Annotated in this window: 16 protein-coding genes; 7 read left to right on the top strand and 9 right to left on the bottom strand. The window is 40.4% G+C overall.

Going from position 1 to position 16,321, the window contains the following annotated elements; genetic code table 11:
* Positions 1-105: 105 nt before the first annotated feature.
* Positions 106-1,077 carry an arsenosugar biosynthesis arsenite methyltransferase ArsM gene (gene arsM / locus R9C00_02090; GenBank protein ID WPO36232.1) on the top strand — a complete coding sequence of 324 codons (972 nt, stop codon included), beginning with the start codon at positions 106-108 and terminating at the stop codon, positions 1,075-1,077.
* Between the two features lie 94 nt (positions 1,078-1,171).
* On the opposite strand, the gene groL is transcribed toward arsM, so the two are convergent.
* The 3 genes from groL to R9C00_02075 all read right to left on the bottom strand — a co-directional run bounded on the left by groL (position 1,172) and on the right by R9C00_02075 (position 4,071).
* Entirely contained in the window at positions 1,172-2,818 is a 1,647-nt protein-coding gene (gene groL, locus R9C00_02085) for a chaperonin GroEL (protein WPO36231.1), read from the bottom strand.
* 70 nt (positions 2,819-2,888) lie between these two features.
* Entirely contained in the window at positions 2,889-3,167 is a 279-nt protein-coding gene (locus R9C00_02080; GenBank protein ID WPO36230.1) for a co-chaperone GroES, read from the bottom strand.
* 238 nt (positions 3,168-3,405) lie between these two features.
* On the bottom strand, positions 3,406-4,071 hold the full coding sequence (locus R9C00_02075) for an outer membrane beta-barrel protein (protein ID WPO36229.1): 666 nt from the start codon (positions 4,069-4,071) through the stop codon (positions 3,406-3,408).
* A gap of 354 nt (positions 4,072-4,425) precedes the next feature.
* Here R9C00_02075 and R9C00_02070 point away from each other — a divergent pair, with 354 nt between their 5' ends.
* The gene (locus R9C00_02070) at positions 4,426-5,346 is read left to right on the top strand and encodes a chromosome segregation protein SMC (protein ID WPO36228.1); all 921 of its coding nucleotides are present in this window, start codon (positions 4,426-4,428) and stop codon (positions 5,344-5,346) included.
* 14 nt (positions 5,347-5,360) lie between these two features.
* Here R9C00_02070 and R9C00_02065 read toward each other — a convergent pair whose 3' ends face one another.
* Positions 5,361-5,567 (bottom strand): YwbE family protein, encoded by a 207-nt coding sequence (locus tag R9C00_02065; protein WPO36227.1) that lies wholly within the window; start codon positions 5,565-5,567, stop codon positions 5,361-5,363.
* Between the two features lie 88 nt (positions 5,568-5,655).
* On the bottom strand, positions 5,656-6,159 hold the full coding sequence (locus tag R9C00_02060; protein WPO36226.1) for a peptidylprolyl isomerase: 504 nt from the start codon (positions 6,157-6,159) through the stop codon (positions 5,656-5,658).
* Between the two features lie 256 nt (positions 6,160-6,415).
* Here R9C00_02060 and R9C00_02055 point away from each other — a divergent pair, with 256 nt between their 5' ends.
* Positions 6,416-7,765, top strand: a complete 1,350-nt coding sequence (locus R9C00_02055; protein WPO38757.1) for a Gfo/Idh/MocA family oxidoreductase — start codon at positions 6,416-6,418, stop codon at positions 7,763-7,765.
* Between the two features lie 77 nt (positions 7,766-7,842).
* Here the strand turns inward: R9C00_02055 and R9C00_02050 are convergent, their stop codons facing one another.
* A complete protein-coding gene (locus R9C00_02050) occupies positions 7,843-8,610 on the bottom strand; it encodes a metallophosphoesterase (protein ID WPO36225.1) in 768 nt (255 codons plus the stop codon).
* Between the two features lie 202 nt (positions 8,611-8,812).
* Positions 8,813-9,814 carry a tRNA (adenosine(37)-N6)-threonylcarbamoyltransferase complex transferase subunit TsaD gene (gene tsaD / locus R9C00_02045; protein ID WPO36224.1) on the bottom strand — a complete coding sequence of 334 codons (1,002 nt, stop codon included), beginning with the start codon at positions 9,812-9,814 and terminating at the stop codon, positions 8,813-8,815.
* A 463-nt stretch (positions 9,815-10,277) separates the two neighbouring features.
* Here tsaD and R9C00_02040 point away from each other — a divergent pair, with 463 nt between their 5' ends.
* The 4 genes from R9C00_02040 to R9C00_02025 all read left to right on the top strand — a co-directional run bounded on the left by R9C00_02040 (position 10,278) and on the right by R9C00_02025 (position 13,698).
* Positions 10,278-10,679: a DUF4783 domain-containing protein gene (locus R9C00_02040; GenBank protein ID WPO36223.1), complete on the top strand. Its 402-nt coding sequence runs from the start codon at positions 10,278-10,280 to the stop codon at positions 10,677-10,679.
* Positions 10,680-10,775: 96 nt separating this feature from the next.
* Positions 10,776-11,633, top strand: coding sequence for a carboxylating nicotinate-nucleotide diphosphorylase (gene nadC / locus R9C00_02035; protein WPO36222.1), 858 nt, complete (start codon positions 10,776-10,778; stop codon positions 11,631-11,633).
* Between the two features lie 84 nt (positions 11,634-11,717).
* Positions 11,718-12,197: a YcxB family protein gene (locus R9C00_02030; GenBank protein WPO36221.1), complete on the top strand. Its 480-nt coding sequence runs from the start codon at positions 11,718-11,720 to the stop codon at positions 12,195-12,197.
* Between the two features lie 190 nt (positions 12,198-12,387).
* On the top strand, positions 12,388-13,698 hold the full coding sequence (locus R9C00_02025; GenBank protein ID WPO36220.1) for a hemolysin family protein: 1,311 nt from the start codon (positions 12,388-12,390) through the stop codon (positions 13,696-13,698).
* 36 nt (positions 13,699-13,734) lie between these two features.
* Here R9C00_02025 and R9C00_02020 read toward each other — a convergent pair whose 3' ends face one another.
* Positions 13,735-15,612, bottom strand: a complete 1,878-nt coding sequence (locus tag R9C00_02020) for a glycosyltransferase (protein WPO36219.1) — start codon at positions 15,610-15,612, stop codon at positions 13,735-13,737.
* Positions 15,613-15,823: 211 nt separating this feature from the next.
* A complete protein-coding gene (locus R9C00_02015; GenBank protein ID WPO36218.1) occupies positions 15,824-16,294 on the bottom strand; it encodes a DUF2452 domain-containing protein in 471 nt (156 codons plus the stop codon).
* Positions 16,295-16,321 lie beyond the last annotated feature (27 nt).

Here is a 16,321-nt window from a genome sequence, read left to right as displayed (position 1 = left end):
GAGTAAAATTTCAATTGAAATGCATGGTTCACTGATATTTCTGAAGGGTTTGTCCCTGCATGCGTAAGTCGTGTAAAAATAATCCTAATTTTTAAAACTAAAGAAATGACAACGTATTTAGAAACTACCAAAGATGTTTATAAACAAGCGGCACTTACCCCAGAAGTAGGACTTTGCTGCACCACCACACCCGTTTGGAAATTGCCCGAATTGGATATTCCGAACATTATGCTGGAAATGAATTATGGCTGCGGCAGCACCGTTCACCCTCGTGATTTGGTCAACAATCCAACTATCTTGTATGTGGGTGTAGGCGGAGGCATGGAGCTGTTACAATTTGCCTATTTCAGCAGGAAAAAAGGAGGTGTAGTGGGGATAGACGTGGTGGATGAAATGCTAGATGCTTCCCGCCAAAACTTTAAAGAAGCCGAAGCCAAAAACCCTTGGTTCAAATCGGATTTTGTAGAGCTGCACAAAGGTGATGCCCTTGAACTGCCCGTGGAAGATAATTCCATAGATGTAGCCGCTCAAAACTGCTTGTTCAATATTTTCCACACCGAGGATTTGAAAAAAGCCTTGGCGGAAATGTACCGAGTGCTCAAACCCCATGGCAAACTTGTGATGTCAGATCCTATTTGCGAGCAGACCATGCCCGAAAACTTGAAGCAAGATGAAAAGCTACGGGCACTCTGCCTCAGCGGAGCTATTCCCATGAAAGACTATATCAAGCTTCTGACCGATATAGGATTTGGTACGATAGAAATCAGGGCAAAGCGACCTTACCGCATGCTCACTCCAAACCATTATGATACTACTGAAAATATTTTTATTGAAAGCTTAGAAGTTTGCGCTATTAAAGACCCTATGCCCAAAGATGGACCGTGTGTGTTTACTGGAAAAACTGCCATTTACTTTGGCAATGAGCGACAGTTTGATGATAAAAAGGGACATGTGTTGGTGCAAAACCAACCGCTAGCTGTTTGCGATAAAACTGCTGGTGCACTCGCTAGCCTTGGAAGAGAAGATATTTTCATCTCTGATTCTACTTATTTTTATGATGGTGGCGGGTGTTGTTAGGCAAAATGCCTTATGCGTCTCAACAAAACAAAAAAAGCTGTACCCTTTCGAGTACAGCTTTCTTCCCTTTTAATCTTATTGTGAGGAGGCTTGATTACATCATGCCGCCCATGCCGCCCATGCCACCTGGCATACCACCTGGCATTCCGCCACCAGCACCTTCTGCTTCTGGCTCGTCAGCTACTACACACTCGGTAGTAAGCAACAATGAAGCAATAGATGCAGCGTTTTCAAGCGCCAAACGAGTAACTTTAGTTGGGTCAATTACACCTTGCTCAACTAGGTCACCATATTCGTTAGAACGTGCGTTGTAACCGAAGTTACCTTCACCTTCTTGTACTTTCTGGATAATTACTGAAGGCTCAAGGCCTGCATTAGCTACGATAGTTCTCAATGGAGCTTCAATCGCTTTTCTTACGATGTTCACACCAGTTTGTTGGTCTTCGTTTTCTACTTCGATACCTTCAAGTGAAGCTACGGCACGTACCAAAGCAACACCACCACCAGTTACTACACCTTCTTCTACAGCAGCCCTTGTCGCGTGCAATGCATCGTCAACACGGTCTTTCTTTTCTTTCATCTCTACTTCAGTAGCAGCACCTATGTAAAGGATAGCCACACCACCAGAAAGCTTAGCAAGTCTTTCTTGTAGTTTTTCTTTGTCGTAGTCAGATGAAGTGTTGTCTATCTGAGATTTGATTTGGTTCACACGACCTTTGATGTCTTCTTCAGAACCAGCTCCGTTTACTACAGTAGTGTTGTCTTTGTCGATAAGTACTTTTTCAGCAGTACCCAACATATCGATAGTAGTGCTTTCTAGTTTGAAGCCTCTTTCTTCAGAAACTACAGTACCGCCAGTAAGGATAGCGATATCTTCTAGCATAGCTTTTCTTCTGTCGCCGAAACCTGGAGCTTTTACAGCAGCGATTTTCAGTGCGCCACGGATTTTGTTTACTACTAGCGTAGCAAGAGCTTCTCCGTCAACGTCTTCAGCGATGATCAACAATGGGCGGCCTGTTTGCGCAACTGCTTCTAGCACTGGCAAAAGGTCTTTCATTGTAGAAACTTTCTTATCGTAGATGAGAATGTATGGATTTTCAAGATCAGCTTCCATTTTCTCAGTGTCGGTTACGAAGTAAGGAGAAAGGTAACCTCTGTCAAACTGCATACCTTCTACAGTTTTTACTTCAGTTTCAGTTCCTTTAGCTTCTTCAACAGTGATCACACCATCTTTTCCAACTTTTTCCATCGCTTCAGCAATCATGTTACCGATTTCTGAGTCGTTGTTAGCTGAGATAGTAGCTACTTGAGAGATTTCTTTTGAATCGTTAACTGGCTTAGAGTTCTCGCGCAACTGAGCAACGATAGTGCTCACTGCTTTGTCGATACCTCTTTTAAGGTCCATTGGGTTAGCACCTGCAGTTACGTTTTTTAAGCCTTCTACAAAGATTGCTTGGGTAAGAACAGTTGCAGTAGTAGTACCGTCACCTGCTTGGTCGGCAGTTTTAGAAGCAACTTCTTTCACGAGCTGAGCGCCCATGTTTTCTACTGCGTCTTTCAATTCGATTTCTTTTGCTACAGAAACACCATCTTTGGTTACTGAAGGAGCACCGAATTTCTTGTCGATGATTACGTTTCTTCCTTTAGGACCAAGCGTTACTTTTACGGCTTCTGAAAGTGCGTCAACACCTTTTTTCAGTTTGGTCCTCGCTTCTGAATCAAACATTAATGTTTTTGCCATTTTGGTAATGTTTTAGTTTTTTTTCTAATTAAAATAATGATTGTGAAATCAGGATGAGGGAGGGTTTCCCTTAAACGATAGCGAAGATATCCGACTCTCTCATGATGAGGTAGTCAGTGCCATCCACGTTGATTTCAGTACCTGAGTACTTTCCGTAGAGCACAGAGTTGCCTACTTTAACTGTCAATGGCTCATCTTTTTTGCCTTGACCTACTGCCACTACTTCACCTTTTTGAGGTTTCTCTTTTGCAGTATCAGGAATGATAATACCTGATGCAGTTTTCTCTTCAGCTGGTGCTGGTAATACCAACACTCTGTCTGCTAGGGGTTGAATGTTTACGTTTGACATTTTCTGTTACCTAAATTTAAGGTTCAACAATAAAAACCAGTTCAAGTGATGAACAAGCAAGTTTCTAAACTTGTTTGCCACCACATTATTTCAATGATAAATTCAATCACCAACTAGCATTTCTCGTGCCACTGCACTTTCCTGCCATTTTGCATAAATTATACTGACAATATTACATGAGAGGACTGACAACCCTAAGCACAGTATGTCATAATTGATATTTGGAAGCCTCTACAGCTTAGTCGAAGCGGTAGCCAACGGTGAGGGCAAACTGTGTAAGCCGAGTGTTGAGGTCAAAACTTTCTCCTTCAACTATGGTCTCTTTTTCAATGTTCCCCATATTTTCATACCGCAAATCCAAGTACCATTCGTCAACATCTACTCCTAGCCCTATTTGGAAACCCAGCCCCGAAGAGTTGAACTTCCGCTCTACCTCTAAGTCGGTATCGGTATTGAGAGAAGAGCCCGAAGAAAGAAAATAACTAAACAAAGGACCACCGTAGACCTTCGCCCCAAAAAATTTGTAGCCTACTAAAACCGGGAAGTCTATTCGGCTATACTGCTCGCTTTGGATTGTGCGCTCGCCAGTTTGAACACCTAAAGAATCATAATATCCAACATTTCCTCCCAAAGAGCTGAAATAAAACTCGGGCTGAACAAATATATAATCGAAGCCTTGTAGGTCTTTCGTAAAATTGGCAAACAACCCAAATTGGGTGCTGAAGGTTGTAAATTTTGAACTTCTCGCCAAGGATTCGAAAGCGTGTTCGTCCGATGCCTTAATGTCGTCAATAAGCACGCTAGATGCTCCTATTCCTACCTTAGGACCATATGAAATTTCTATTTGCGCAAAAGAGAGTTGAGTAAGAAAAAGTAAAAACAAACAGGGTATAAGTTTCTTCATTTGTAGCTGAGCTTAGTGAATTGATGGGCAATTTACAGCGATTGTTTAAAACCTACACCTTCTTCCAAGTACAAATTCTACTTGTGCAGTTCATTTTTCTTTTATTGTGAACCAACTCTTGCTGTAGCATTTTTTAACCAGAAAGTGGAAAAACTGAACAAAGCGGAATAGAGGCTAAAAAAGTTGAAAATTGTTAAATGACCTTGAAATCAACAGCTAATGACTTAATTTTGAGCCAAGAAACATGCACACAAGCAAAAACACACTCTATAACTCTTATTATCAACCGGTTACATCTTTTATAAAGGTAAATACGAATAGAAAATAAATAACCAATCAAAATTGACGGAGGAAATGTCAGCAGAAGAAAACAAAAGTAATAACAACAAGAAAGTGCTAGTGATAGTAGTGCTGGCTATTTTGATCATTATCAATGGAGTTCAGTTCTTTTTGAGCAGGCAGAGCGAGCAGAAGAACAAAGAGATGCTTGAAAACAAGCAGATGGAATTACTTTCTACTTATGGCAAACTCGACTCTATAAGCACCCAACTCAACGATAAGATAGAAGAAATCAAACTTTTGGGGGGAAACGTAGACTCGTTGCTCACCATTAAAGATGAACTTGAAAAAGAGAAAGATGAACTACGCCGTTCTCGTGATATGGCTCAACAACGCTATATAGATATCAAAGATAAAATTGAAGGCTATGAGTTTTTGTTGAAAAGAAAGGATCAGGAGATCGCAAAATTCAAGGAAGTGAACGAAGAATTGCTCTCGGAAAACTACAACTTGAAGGAGCAAAAGAACAGCTTGAACCAAGAAATAAACAGCTTGAAAAAAGAGAAAGGGCAGATGGAAGAGAAAATCTCTGCTGCCGGTGCACTCAAGGCTGAAAACATAACTTTCTTAGCCGTAAACTCAAGGGGAAAGGCTAAAGAGGACACCGAGTTTAAAGCTAAATCGATAGATGTGCTTAGGGTTATTTTCAATCTAGCCGATAACAAACTTGCGGAATTAGGGGGCAAAACGATTATTATGCGTGTGATAGAGCCAGAAGGTTCTGCACTCTACAACGCCGCTGCGGGTTCGGGTACTTTTATGTACGATGGAGAGGAAATTTTCTACACCGCTTCGCAGGAAATACTTTTCGACAATAGCATGCAAAAAGTGACTTTTGACTACAACAAAGGGAGCGAGTTCAAAAAAGGAAGGCACAAAGCTGAATTTTATGCCGAAGGCGCCCAAATAGGTTCAAAATTCTTTATAGTTAAATAGAGAAGAAGGAAGGGTTAAAATTCTTCTTCAACGATGTTTTTAACCCTTCCCACTTCACCTGTTTCTAGCCGCACCTTTATTCCATGTGGATGATGTGCCGAGTTTGTTAGGATCTTTTCTACAAACCCCGAGGTCAATTCCCCTGTTCGCTGATCTTGTTTTTGAACTATTTCCACCTCTATTCCTATTTCTATATCCTTTCTTTTTCTTCCATCTGGCATGGTCAATCTGATTTAATACAACATATTCATAAAAATAAAAAAGTCCCTCCAGAAAGCAATCTGAAGGGACTTTTGGGTAAAGGGCATCTTAATGCTGGTGACCACCTGGTCCGTGCGCATGTCCGTGAGAAATCTCATCGGCAGTAGCCTCTCTTACTTCAAGGACGCTTCCAGTGAAGTATAAATCTTGTCCAGCTAAAGGATGGTTTGCATCCATAGTCACGGTATTTTCATTAATAGAAAGTACCCTTGCATGGTGTACATTTCCTTGGTTGTCTTGCAAAGGCAAAATGTTTCCAACTTGTACTTCATCTATCATTTTACCCTCGTTCATAAACATGTCCTGAGGAAGATCAAGCACTGCATCGTCAGATCTTTCACCGTATGCATTTGCAGACTTTATACCGAAAGAAAACTCTTCTCCTACAGCAAGCCCAACTACACTTGACTCAAATTCGGGGATCATTTGCCCCGCACCTGTCAAAAACACCAATGGTTCTTTGCCCTCGGTAGATTCGATCATTTCTCCATCGGCAGTATCTTTATAAAGATTGTATGTCAATGAAATCACTTTGTTGTTACCTTCAATCATAGTAATATGTGTGTTTTTTTGCAAAGCTACAATTCATTGGGCAGAGAACACAGGAAAAAAGTAATTAAGCCAATGAATACGAGCCACTTCTTCTATTCTTTGGCTCTAAAAAAAGGAAAACATGTGGAATAAGCTAAAGCTTGGCACAGCTCTATTTAATATTACAATAATTTGATAGATTGCGTTAAGAAGGTCTCTAAAGGAGGTCTTCTTCTAGTAAATCATTTTTTTATACTCACAAACCCTAAACATGAAAATGGATAATTCAAGAAGGAAGTTCTTAGAAAGATCTTCCCTATTAGCAGGTGCAGGGCTCGCCACCACTGTCCCCCTCGAAGCATTTGCCACCAACCGCAAAAAAGTTTCTGCCAATGAAAAGCTCAACTTCGCCGTAATAGGCTGCAAAGGAATGGGATGGTCGAACATGCGCGCACATTTCGCCATGGATGAAATTGAATGCGTAGCACTTTGCGATGTTGACCAAAACGTGCTAGAAGAGCGCGCTGCCGACGTAGAAAAAGCCCGGGGTAAAAAACCTAAGCTTTACGGTGATTACCGCAAACTACTTGAAGACAAAGACATTGATGCGGTAATTATAGGTACGCCCGACCATTGGCACTGTTTGCCCATGATTGAGGCTGTACAAGCAGGAAAGCACGTGTATGTAGAAAAACCACTTTCTAACTCTATAGGCGAGTGCAACCTAATGCTAAAAGCTGCCAAAGAATCGAAGCAAATGGTACAGGTGGGGCAATGGCAGCGAAGCGGGCTCCAATACCAAAAAGCGCATGAAATTGTGAATTCTGGTGTATTAGGCAACATACGCTTGGTGAAGGTTTGGGCTTACCAAGGCTGGATGAAATCTGTTCCTGTAAAACCAGATTCTGCTCCTCCAAAAGGTGTGGATTACGACATGTGGCTAGGGCCGTCCAAAAAGCGACCTTTTAACCCCAATAGGTTCCACTTCACGTTCCGTTGGTTTTGGGACTACGCAGGCGGACTTATGACCGACTGGGGCGTTCATGAAATTGACATAGCCCTTTACATAATGGGAGCTGTTGCCCCAAAATCGGTAATGGCTTCTGGCGGCAAGCTTGCTTACCCCGACGATGCTTCTGAAACTCCCGACACGCTCCAAGCCGTTTTTGAATACGATAACTTTTCTATGCTTTGGGAGCATGCGGTGGGAATAGATGGGGGAAACTACGGCTATACCGAGGGAATTGCTTTTATAGGCAACAAGGGTACGCTCGTGGTGAACAGAGGCGGCCTAGAGCTTATTCCTGAAAAGGAAACAAATGACAAAGGGATTCAGGTTTATAAAACTGATGCGATACCCAGACAAAACTTTAGAGGGCCAAGCGCCTTAGAAAGGCATGCGGCAAATTTCGTGGAATCTATTAAAGCAAATGACCGCTCTAAGCTAAAGTGTTGGATAGAATCGGGAAGTGTGGCGGCTATTAATGCCCATATGGGAAATATTGCTTACAAAACAGGCAGAAAAGTGTATTGGGACAAAGCAGCTGGCATGTTTAAAGATGACAAAGAAGCCAACGCTATGATTTCCCCTGAATACCACAATGGATGGAAATTACCTAAGCTGTAAAAACCTTCTTTGACTTTATGTAAAAGAGCCGCTTAGCGAAACTAATCGGCTCTTTTTATATATTTTTTCTTGAAAAATTAAACGTCAAAAGTTGCCTTCGGGTCAAATGAATTATGCTCTCCATATTCCACTAAGCCTAATTGGTTGGTGACCAACTTCGTTTGGTTCACCTGCACAGAAGGACGATTGCGATGGCTATGCCCATAAACCCAGTAATCGGCTCCACTAGCATAGATAAAATCATGAAGCTCCACACAGAAAGCATCATTTAACTCGTCATTTGCAGCAAATTCTTTCGTATTACAAAGCTTGGTAGGCATATGATGGGTAACTACCACTGTTTTTTCAGCTTCGTTCCTATCTACCGCCATTTCCAAAAACTTTAAAGACCTTTTGAAAAGAGAGTTGTAACCAACTACGGTCAGCGCTTTTCCCTTCGATTTTATGAATTTAAAATCAGGAACCATCTGCTTCACCATGCCTTCGTTACGAAGCTGGATCATAGACCAAAGAGTGGTAAAGAGAAAATTTGTATTCTTATAGACCACAGACATATTGTTGACCAAGGAAACATTTTTCCTGACCTTAATTTTCATGGGAATATTATAAGCATCTGGATCGGCGCCCCCATAAAACTCGTGGTTGCCTGGAATCATAAATACCTGCTCAAACTTTTTAGAAATATCATCAAAAAAATGTTTGTAGGAATCGTTGTTGCTCCCAAGTTCAATAGTATCCCCTGCCAAAATAAGGACATCTCCTTCAGGCTGGATACCATTTTCTTTAATAAAATTGTAGTTGTCTGGGTTTTCCAAGTGTAGGTCGGAACAGTATTGAACCCTCATAGATATATAGTTTGAAAACTGGCACGAAGCTTTTTCCTTACCAGTAAGTTTATTGGTGAATAATTCTTAGACAATTTAATGTTAATGACTGACAAATAGAATTTTGTCGGAGGAAGTTTGTCTGGGTAGGTTTAGTCTTAAAGCTTGAAATCACACTGGGAACGAGCTTTCTTTTGGTTTATTTTGTAATAACCTATTTCTATTAAAGTTTCATCCGGGGCATGGGACTTACATCTTGCCCTACGAATTGTTTTTGTTCGTACAAATAATGCGCCGCCATTGCAATCATAGCAGCGTTATCTGTACAATACTCAAATTTTGGGACAAAGGTTGCCCACCCTTCTTCTTTTCCTATTTCTTCTAAGGCTTTTCTCAAACCCGAATTAGCTGAAACACCCCCAGCAATAGCCACTTCTTTCACACCATATTTCCGCGTAGCCTTTACTAACTGTTCCATCAAAATATTGATGAGCGTATACTGCACACTCGCACAGATATCGTGAAGGTTTTCTTGTATAAAATCAGGGTTCGTTTTTACATTATCTCTAAAAAAATAAAGGAACGCCGTTTTAATCCCACTAAAAGAGAAATTTAATTCTTTGTGCCTTACTTTAGAAAAAGAAAAAGCCAACGGGTTTCCTTGCTGTGCATATTTGTCTATCAAAGGGCCGCCTGGATAGGGCAAGCCCATTATTTTGGCTGTTTTGTCAAATGCTTCGCCCACGGCATCGTCTTGGGTTTCGCCCACTACCTCCATCTCCAAGTAGTTTTTTACTAATACAAGTTGTGTATGCCCGCCACTCACCGTCAGGCACATAAATGGAAAACTAGGTTGCGGTTCTTCTATGAAATGGGCAAGAATATGCGCCTGCATATGATTTACTTCTATGAGGGGAATTCCTAAAGCAAGTGCCAAACCTTTGGCAAAAGAAGTGCCTACCAAAAGCGACCCCAACAAACCTGGACCTCGGGTGAAAGCAATAGCATCCAACTCACTTTTTTTAATCTCAGCTTCTTTGATGGCTTTCTCTACCACAGGAACAATATTTTTCTGATGAGCCCTTGAAGCCAATTCTGGCACTACACCTCCGTATTCCTCATGTACCGATTGGGTAGCCACTACATTATTTTGAACCTTACCATCACTAATTACCGCTGCCGAGGTTTCGTCACAAGAAGATTCAATTGCCAGAATAATACTCATTTTTATTGCTGATTTTGATAAATTAATGCAAAGTTACACATTCAATAACTTTACATGGCCATTGCATAAGAGAATTGCACCGGTTAGAACCGACAACCACCCTTTTGGAGCTACACTTCTGTCAAAATTCTCTTTTCATCTGTCTTCATTTGCCTATGTGAAAATGTCGCATATTAAGAAAACAGGTCACATTTGAGAAAAAATTCTTTGTTATGAAAGCTGGCTCTTTCTGCAATATTCTGATAAAAAATAGCATTAAACCTTCATAAGGTATTTATTGTACAGTTTTGTCAGGCAATAGTTAAAATGGCGGGTTATTTGATGTAACATATATAGCAAACATCCAATAACTTAAGTACTATTGGGAACTTCAATTTACTTATTGAGCTTTAACAATGATGTTTGATAAATCGCTAATCTCTTCACAAATACTACGACCTACAAAAAAACTTATAGTGTGCCTATGAACAAGAAACTTACTATACCAGTAATCACGCTTTGCTTGAGCTTCTGTTTCAATACGGGCTTTACCCAAGGCGATGATGTGATCGCAAGCACCAAAACAGGCATGAAATCTGGCAGTGTCGAAACAATTAGCCAGTACTTCAACGATTTGGTAGAGATCAACTTCAACGATGAGAAATCGAGCTACAATAAACAGCAAGCTGAAGGTGTACTTAGTGACTTTTTTGCTAAATACCCAGCTACCGATTTTCAATATGTGCACCGCGGATCCTCGCCCGAAGGACTTCAATTTGCCATAGCTACTTACAGCTACCGAGGTGGGAAATTCAGGGTTTTTATGTTAATAAAGAAAAAACAGGGCAAGCACATCATAGATATGCTTGACATTGGTAACGAATAACAGGCTTATACGCCTGATGAACGAGGTTTATAAAACAATTAATTTATTGATGCAAAGAGAGACACTATTTTTAGTGTCTTTTTTTATTTTTGCACCGTGAAATACGAATATTTAACCGAAGAGGCCTGTATCGCATTCATAGAGGCCGCTCTAGCCGAGGACATCCAAGACGGCGATCACTCGACATTAGCAACAGTCCCTGATAAAATGGGGGAAAAGGCGAGTATGATGGTAAAATCAGACGGCATCATAGCTGGACTGGATTTAGCAAAACTCATTTTCTCCTATGTAGACGACCAATTGGAAGTTGAACTTTTTAACCAAGATGGCGATCAGGTGGAAAGAGGCCAAGTAGCTCTTTATGTAAAGGGCAAAGCAGCTTCCATCCTTACCGCAGAAAGGCTTGTGCTCAACTGCGCCCAACGTATGAGTGGCATAGCTACCTACACCAACCGCATGGTGAAACTTATAGAAGGTACTAATGCCAAAATACTGGATACAAGGAAAACTACTCCAAACTTCCGTTTGCTCGAAAAATGGGCAGTGAAAATTGGAGGGGGGACCAACCACCGTTACGGTCTTTTTGATATGGTGATGCTCAAGGATAACCATATTGACTTTGCAGGTGGAATTACCAAGGCTGTGGGCGATACGGTTGCTTATCTTAAAAAGCACAACCTCGACCTAAGAATAGAAGTAGAAACCCGTAACTTCAATGAGGTAAGGGAAGCTGCTGAAACAGGTCATGTGGATGTAATTATGCTCGACAACATGTCACCTGAGCGTATGAAAAAGGCTATAGACATCATAGACGGAAGGTGCCAGTCAGAAGCTTCGGGAGGAATTACCGAAAAAAGCCTTAGAGCAGTTGCTGAAACTGGTGTAGATTTCATTTCTATGGGGGCTCTTACACACTCTGCTGGTATTTTAGACATCAGTCTGAATGCATTCTAGAAAAAAACATTTTCTATTTGGATAACCCAACGCTATTGGCAGGCTTGGTTATCCTTTAATATTGTTAAAACACCTATAAATTAGATGATAGTAAAAACTAAAAAGTATCAGCTAGACAAAAACACCTACATTGGGCTGGCTTTTAAAAATGTGATGATAGAATGGTGGTGGGCTTGGCTCGTACCAGTAGCTATTATGCTAATCCCTATCTTTTATGCACCTGCATTTGGTTGGTGCCTTGGAATCACCATCACCGTCATAATCCTTTACATTCTTTTTTGGTTAGTCCAATTTGCTGGAGTAACCCAACTAGAACAAAACAAGGTTCTTTTTGAGCGCTTGACCTACGAGATAGACAGTAGGCAGATAATGATGAAGCTAAATGCTAAGCAAGGAATGCCTATCACTTGGGACAAAATCCAAGGAGCAAAAAAGACGAAAAAGGCTTTTCTACTTGTATTATCGAAGGCTCAATTTATTCATTTGCCGTTTACCATCTTGCGTTCTGAAAATGACATTCGCTTTTTGGAGACAATTCTGAAAAGAAAAAACCTCCTTAAGTAAAGTTAATTCCAGCAAGACCGAATTACGTAAAACTGATTCAATTTTGTTGGCGATATGTTATTACCAAAAATTGGGAAGTAGTAAATAATGAAACTGCTTCCCAATTTTATTTGGAATATTCTATGTATTTTAGAGCATGTTTAAAGGTTTATCCTACACTTTTGACCAAACAATTTCGATTTAGAACAGAATGAGCATAGAGCTGAAATTAGTTATTTTATCACTCATTTTTTCAGGGTTCTTTTCAGCAGTTGAAATCGCTTTCGTCTCTGCCAACCGCCTGCATATTGAAATCCAGCGGAAAAATGGCTTGCTAGCAGGGCGCTTGTTATCCAAATTTGTTGACAATCCTTCCTATTTTATTTCTACCACGCTACTTGGAAATACGATTTCACTTGTAGTATACGGCTATTTCTTTGCAAAGCTACTCGAACCTAGTATTGAGTTTTTCTTAACAGAACAACTTGGGATTAGTGGTACGTCAACTATTACTACGTTGGTGCTCATCATCCAAACATGCCTTTCTACTTCCTTAGTTCTCGCCACTGCCGAGTTCCTTCCCAAAAGCATAGCTCTAGTAGACCCTGATAAGCTTTTGAGCATAGCAGTTTTCCCCATGACGGTGGTCTACTACGTATTTTTCCCAATAGTCTGGGTAGTAGTTATTTTATCCAAACTACTCATCACCAAGCTGCTCAAGCTGGAATACAACGAGCAAAAACAAGCCTTCGGACTTACTGACCTCAACAATTACATCATGAACTTGAGGGAAGACCTTGGTAAAAATGATGAAAGCTCTCCTGATGTAGACCAACAAATTTTCAGCAATGCTCTTGAGTTCAAAAGGGTAAAAGTGAGGGATTGTATGATTCCTAGAAAGGAAATAGTGGCTATAGAAGATAACGAGCCTATAGAAGAGCTAAAGAAGATTTTTGTGGATACAGGGCTTTCTAAAGTACTTATCTACAAAGACTCAATTGACAATATTATTGGGTATTGCCACCATTTGGATCTTTTCAAAAAGCCTAAAAAGATAGCTGAAGTCACAAATGAGATAGTGATAGTTCCTGAAACTATGCTTGCCAATGAGTTGATGATCAAGTTCATTTCCGAAAGAAAAAGTATAGCCTTAGTGGTAGATGAATTTGGAGGAACTTCAGGCATAGTGACCATTGAGGACATCATGGAAGAAATATTCGGAGACATTGTGGATGAATATGACGATGAAGACCTTTTATTCAAAAAAATAGACGAAAACACCTTTTTGCTCAGTGCAAGAAATGAAATTGACGACCTAAACGAGGAGTATAAATTTATAATCCCTGAGGGAGATTACGATACTTTAGGAGGCTACATTTTGCATATAAACGAAGATATTCCCGAACTACAAGATGTAGTAGAAAATGACCAATTTAGCTTCGAGATTATCTCAAAAGATGGAGCTAGGATAGACAAAGTAAAAATGACAATCAAAAATCCCGAAACTAAATCGGACCAATAAAGAATAGTTATAATTTCTTAGTTGCTTGCTGCTCCCTTACGAATTATTTTTCTTTTCATCTTCAAGGCGCTCAAGTGCTATAGAATAAGCACGATCATAAGCCAAGGTCAAGTGATGCCAATCAAATAATTCGGAAGCTCTTTCCACCCTGTTTCTTTCCAAAATCCTATCTCTTCTATTTTGCTTCACGAAGTCTAGCATATAATCGCAAAGCTGGTTTGCTGCTTCATCATAATTACGGTATCTCCTATTTATCACGCTGATTCCGTTATTTTCATAATCTTCCATATTTTTGAGCACGTAGTCCCCAAAGCCAGAAAGGTCACTTGTTACCGTTGGAACACCACGGGCAATGCATTCGAGCGGAGTATAACCCCAAGGCTCGTAGTAACTTGGGAAAACACCAAGGTGGCAGCCACGAACGAACTCATCGTAATCAATTCCAAAAAGAGGGTTTGTATTTTGGATAAAATCTGGGTGATATACAATCTTCACCCTATCGTCATACTTATTTATCAGATCAGACTCTCTTACAAAATTCAGCAGAGGATCTTTTTGATCATCTACCAAGTTGTGGGTCACCACCAAAGGCAAGCTATTCGACTTCCAAGACTGTAACGTCCTTCTTAGGCGAAGCCTCCAGTAATCGTCCACAAACTCGTTGAGCGAAGGGAGCTTGAGATCTGGGCTAATGGCCGCAGCGTAAAAGAGCTTATCCCCTACTTGTTTTTCAATGGCCTCACAGGTGTCCCTAATCTTTTTCATCATCGCCCTTGATTGCAACGCAGAAGGATTGATAGAATGGAACGGTCTCTTGGTCACATAAAACATCACCACCGTAGTGTCAATGTTCTGCTCCTTCATTTTCCAGTTGAGCCTAGCCAAGGCTTCGAGGGTAAGATCAAAACCTTTGTTGTGATACTCAAACCTTCCTGAAGTAAAGAAATATAATGTATTATCAAGATCGAAAGCGTAGCTCTGAAAGAAGTGCCCCATCACAAACTCGTGGATCATTTCCTTAAAGTTTTGGTGGAGGTTTTGCACCTCATGCATTGCTGTGAACCGCTCTATATTCAAACCATTGGGGAGAATAACATCTATCTCCCTCCCAAGCAAATGCTTACATTCGGCAGCGGTAACTTCACTCACTGTCGTAAAAACATGGGAGCCATGAGCCGCAGCTCGCTCTATTTTTACATTTGCTTCAATATTGAAGTGTTTTGCTTCTTTTTGCCAATCGTAGAACCCTAAGTAATCATAGAACAAAGGATCGTTCATGGCCAAGTACCTGCCCAGTAAGGTTGCATGCGTGGTAAAAACCGTTGTGATAGGAATATTTTCCTTTCTAATATCTGGAATTGGCGTGCCCGCCATCCATTCGTGAAAATGGGCTATGATATTTTTTGTAGTAACCTCTTCATTGGCAAGCTCGGCAAGGTACAGCTTCACCATAAAGCCAAAAGTGAGCACATCATTGAGCATGAAATCACCATCTGGAGTTTCTATTCCATGGTTTTCCCATAGCCCAAATTTTATCTCCCCTAATTTATCTATGATGCTGTGTGGGTTTACTAAAATAGCTTTGGGACGCCCCGATACCAACCATCTTCCATAATAGACCTCAAAGCCTTTGTCTTGCATTCGCTTTGCAGCTACATAAAATGGATCATTGGGGTTTTCTTGGATTTCATATTCAATGTTTACACTACTGTTCACGTAAGGACCAATTAAACAATAGTTTTCTCCCCACAAATCAATCATACTGGGAACCTTAGATCTAATGACGGTATAAATGCCCCCTACCTGGTTACATACTTCCCATGCTATTTCGGTCAGTAAAGTTTTGGAAACATTTTTTTTAGTTATCTGCCTGCTACCAAGGCCTTTGCTAGAGTTTGGTTTTTTCACCGTCATAAGAGTTGAAGCTGTTGATTTTTTTTTCCCAGTAATCTATTTTCAGTTGTTTCTTTTACCTTCTTTCGTAAATATAGTAATCATAGCACATTTTTTTCCCAATTATGAAAAATGCTGTAAAATAAATTTGTTGGAAAAGAATAAGCCCACACATTATACATTATCGGCTTTCTGAAAAACACACAACAACTTGATTATCTGTTTTTTACATCTAAAAAACAGCATCCTCATTTTTTTCTAGCACCTCCCAAGTATGATCTGCCATTAGTTTTACTGTTGCCAAAAACTCAATTTTCTTTTGTTTTCTACCCCACTCGCCTGGAGCTACCATCGAAAGCATATCTTTTCCTTCCTCTTTTTTGTAAAGGTGGTACACATGGTTTATCAATGGTTCGAAAGACATTTCAGCCATATAAATCCGTTCGGAAATTCGCACTTTCGCTTTTATCTCATTGGCTTGGTCGGCAAGTAGCTTCATCTGCTGGTAAAGCTGCTCCATTTGGGCTTCCGTCTGTTGCTGCATCGCCATCATCGCTCTGCTTTTGATCTTGCCTTTATTTTCAGGCTTTATAACTGCGCCACCAACCGTATGTGCATAAGGTAATGTACTTGGCGTTTCGGTTGTTTTTAACTTTTCTTTCTCAAAATCGAAATCTGATATGTCAATTGCTTTTTTCTTCATGTCTTTACAATCTTCTATTCAATAAAC

The sequence above is a fragment of the Flammeovirgaceae bacterium SG7u.111 genome, from assembly GCA_034044135.1.
GTDB lineage: Bacteria > Bacteroidota > Bacteroidia > Cytophagales > Flammeovirgaceae.
This window is presented reverse-complemented; position numbering and strand designations above follow the sequence as displayed.

Coding starts and splice junctions, on each gene's coding strand:
- arsM (WPO36232.1), top strand. CDS start 106: ATGACAACGTATTTAGAAACTACCAAAGATGTTTATAAACAAGCGGCA.
- groL (WPO36231.1), bottom strand. CDS start 2,818: ATGGCAAAAACATTAATGTTTGATTCAGAAGCGAGGACCAAACTGAAA.
- R9C00_02080 (WPO36230.1), bottom strand. CDS start 3,167: ATGTCAAACGTAAACATTCAACCCCTAGCAGACAGAGTGTTGGTATTA.
- R9C00_02075 (WPO36229.1), bottom strand. CDS start 4,071: ATGAAGAAACTTATACCCTGTTTGTTTTTACTTTTTCTTACTCAACTC.
- R9C00_02070 (WPO36228.1), top strand. CDS start 4,426: ATGTCAGCAGAAGAAAACAAAAGTAATAACAACAAGAAAGTGCTAGTG.
- R9C00_02065 (WPO36227.1), bottom strand. CDS start 5,567: ATGCCAGATGGAAGAAAAAGAAAGGATATAGAAATAGGAATAGAGGTG.
- R9C00_02060 (WPO36226.1), bottom strand. CDS start 6,159: ATGATTGAAGGTAACAACAAAGTGATTTCATTGACATACAATCTTTAT.
- R9C00_02055 (WPO38757.1), top strand. CDS start 6,416: ATGGATAATTCAAGAAGGAAGTTCTTAGAAAGATCTTCCCTATTAGCA.
- R9C00_02050 (WPO36225.1), bottom strand. CDS start 8,610: ATGAGGGTTCAATACTGTTCCGACCTACACTTGGAAAACCCAGACAAC.
- tsaD (WPO36224.1), bottom strand. CDS start 9,814: ATGAGTATTATTCTGGCAATTGAATCTTCTTGTGACGAAACCTCGGCA.
- R9C00_02040 (WPO36223.1), top strand. CDS start 10,278: ATGAACAAGAAACTTACTATACCAGTAATCACGCTTTGCTTGAGCTTC.
- R9C00_02030 (WPO36221.1), top strand. CDS start 11,718: ATGATAGTAAAAACTAAAAAGTATCAGCTAGACAAAAACACCTACATT.
- R9C00_02025 (WPO36220.1), top strand. CDS start 12,388: ATGAGCATAGAGCTGAAATTAGTTATTTTATCACTCATTTTTTCAGGG.
- R9C00_02020 (WPO36219.1), bottom strand. CDS start 15,612: ATGACGGTGAAAAAACCAAACTCTAGCAAAGGCCTTGGTAGCAGGCAG.
- R9C00_02015 (WPO36218.1), bottom strand. CDS start 16,294: ATGAAGAAAAAAGCAATTGACATATCAGATTTCGATTTTGAGAAAGAA.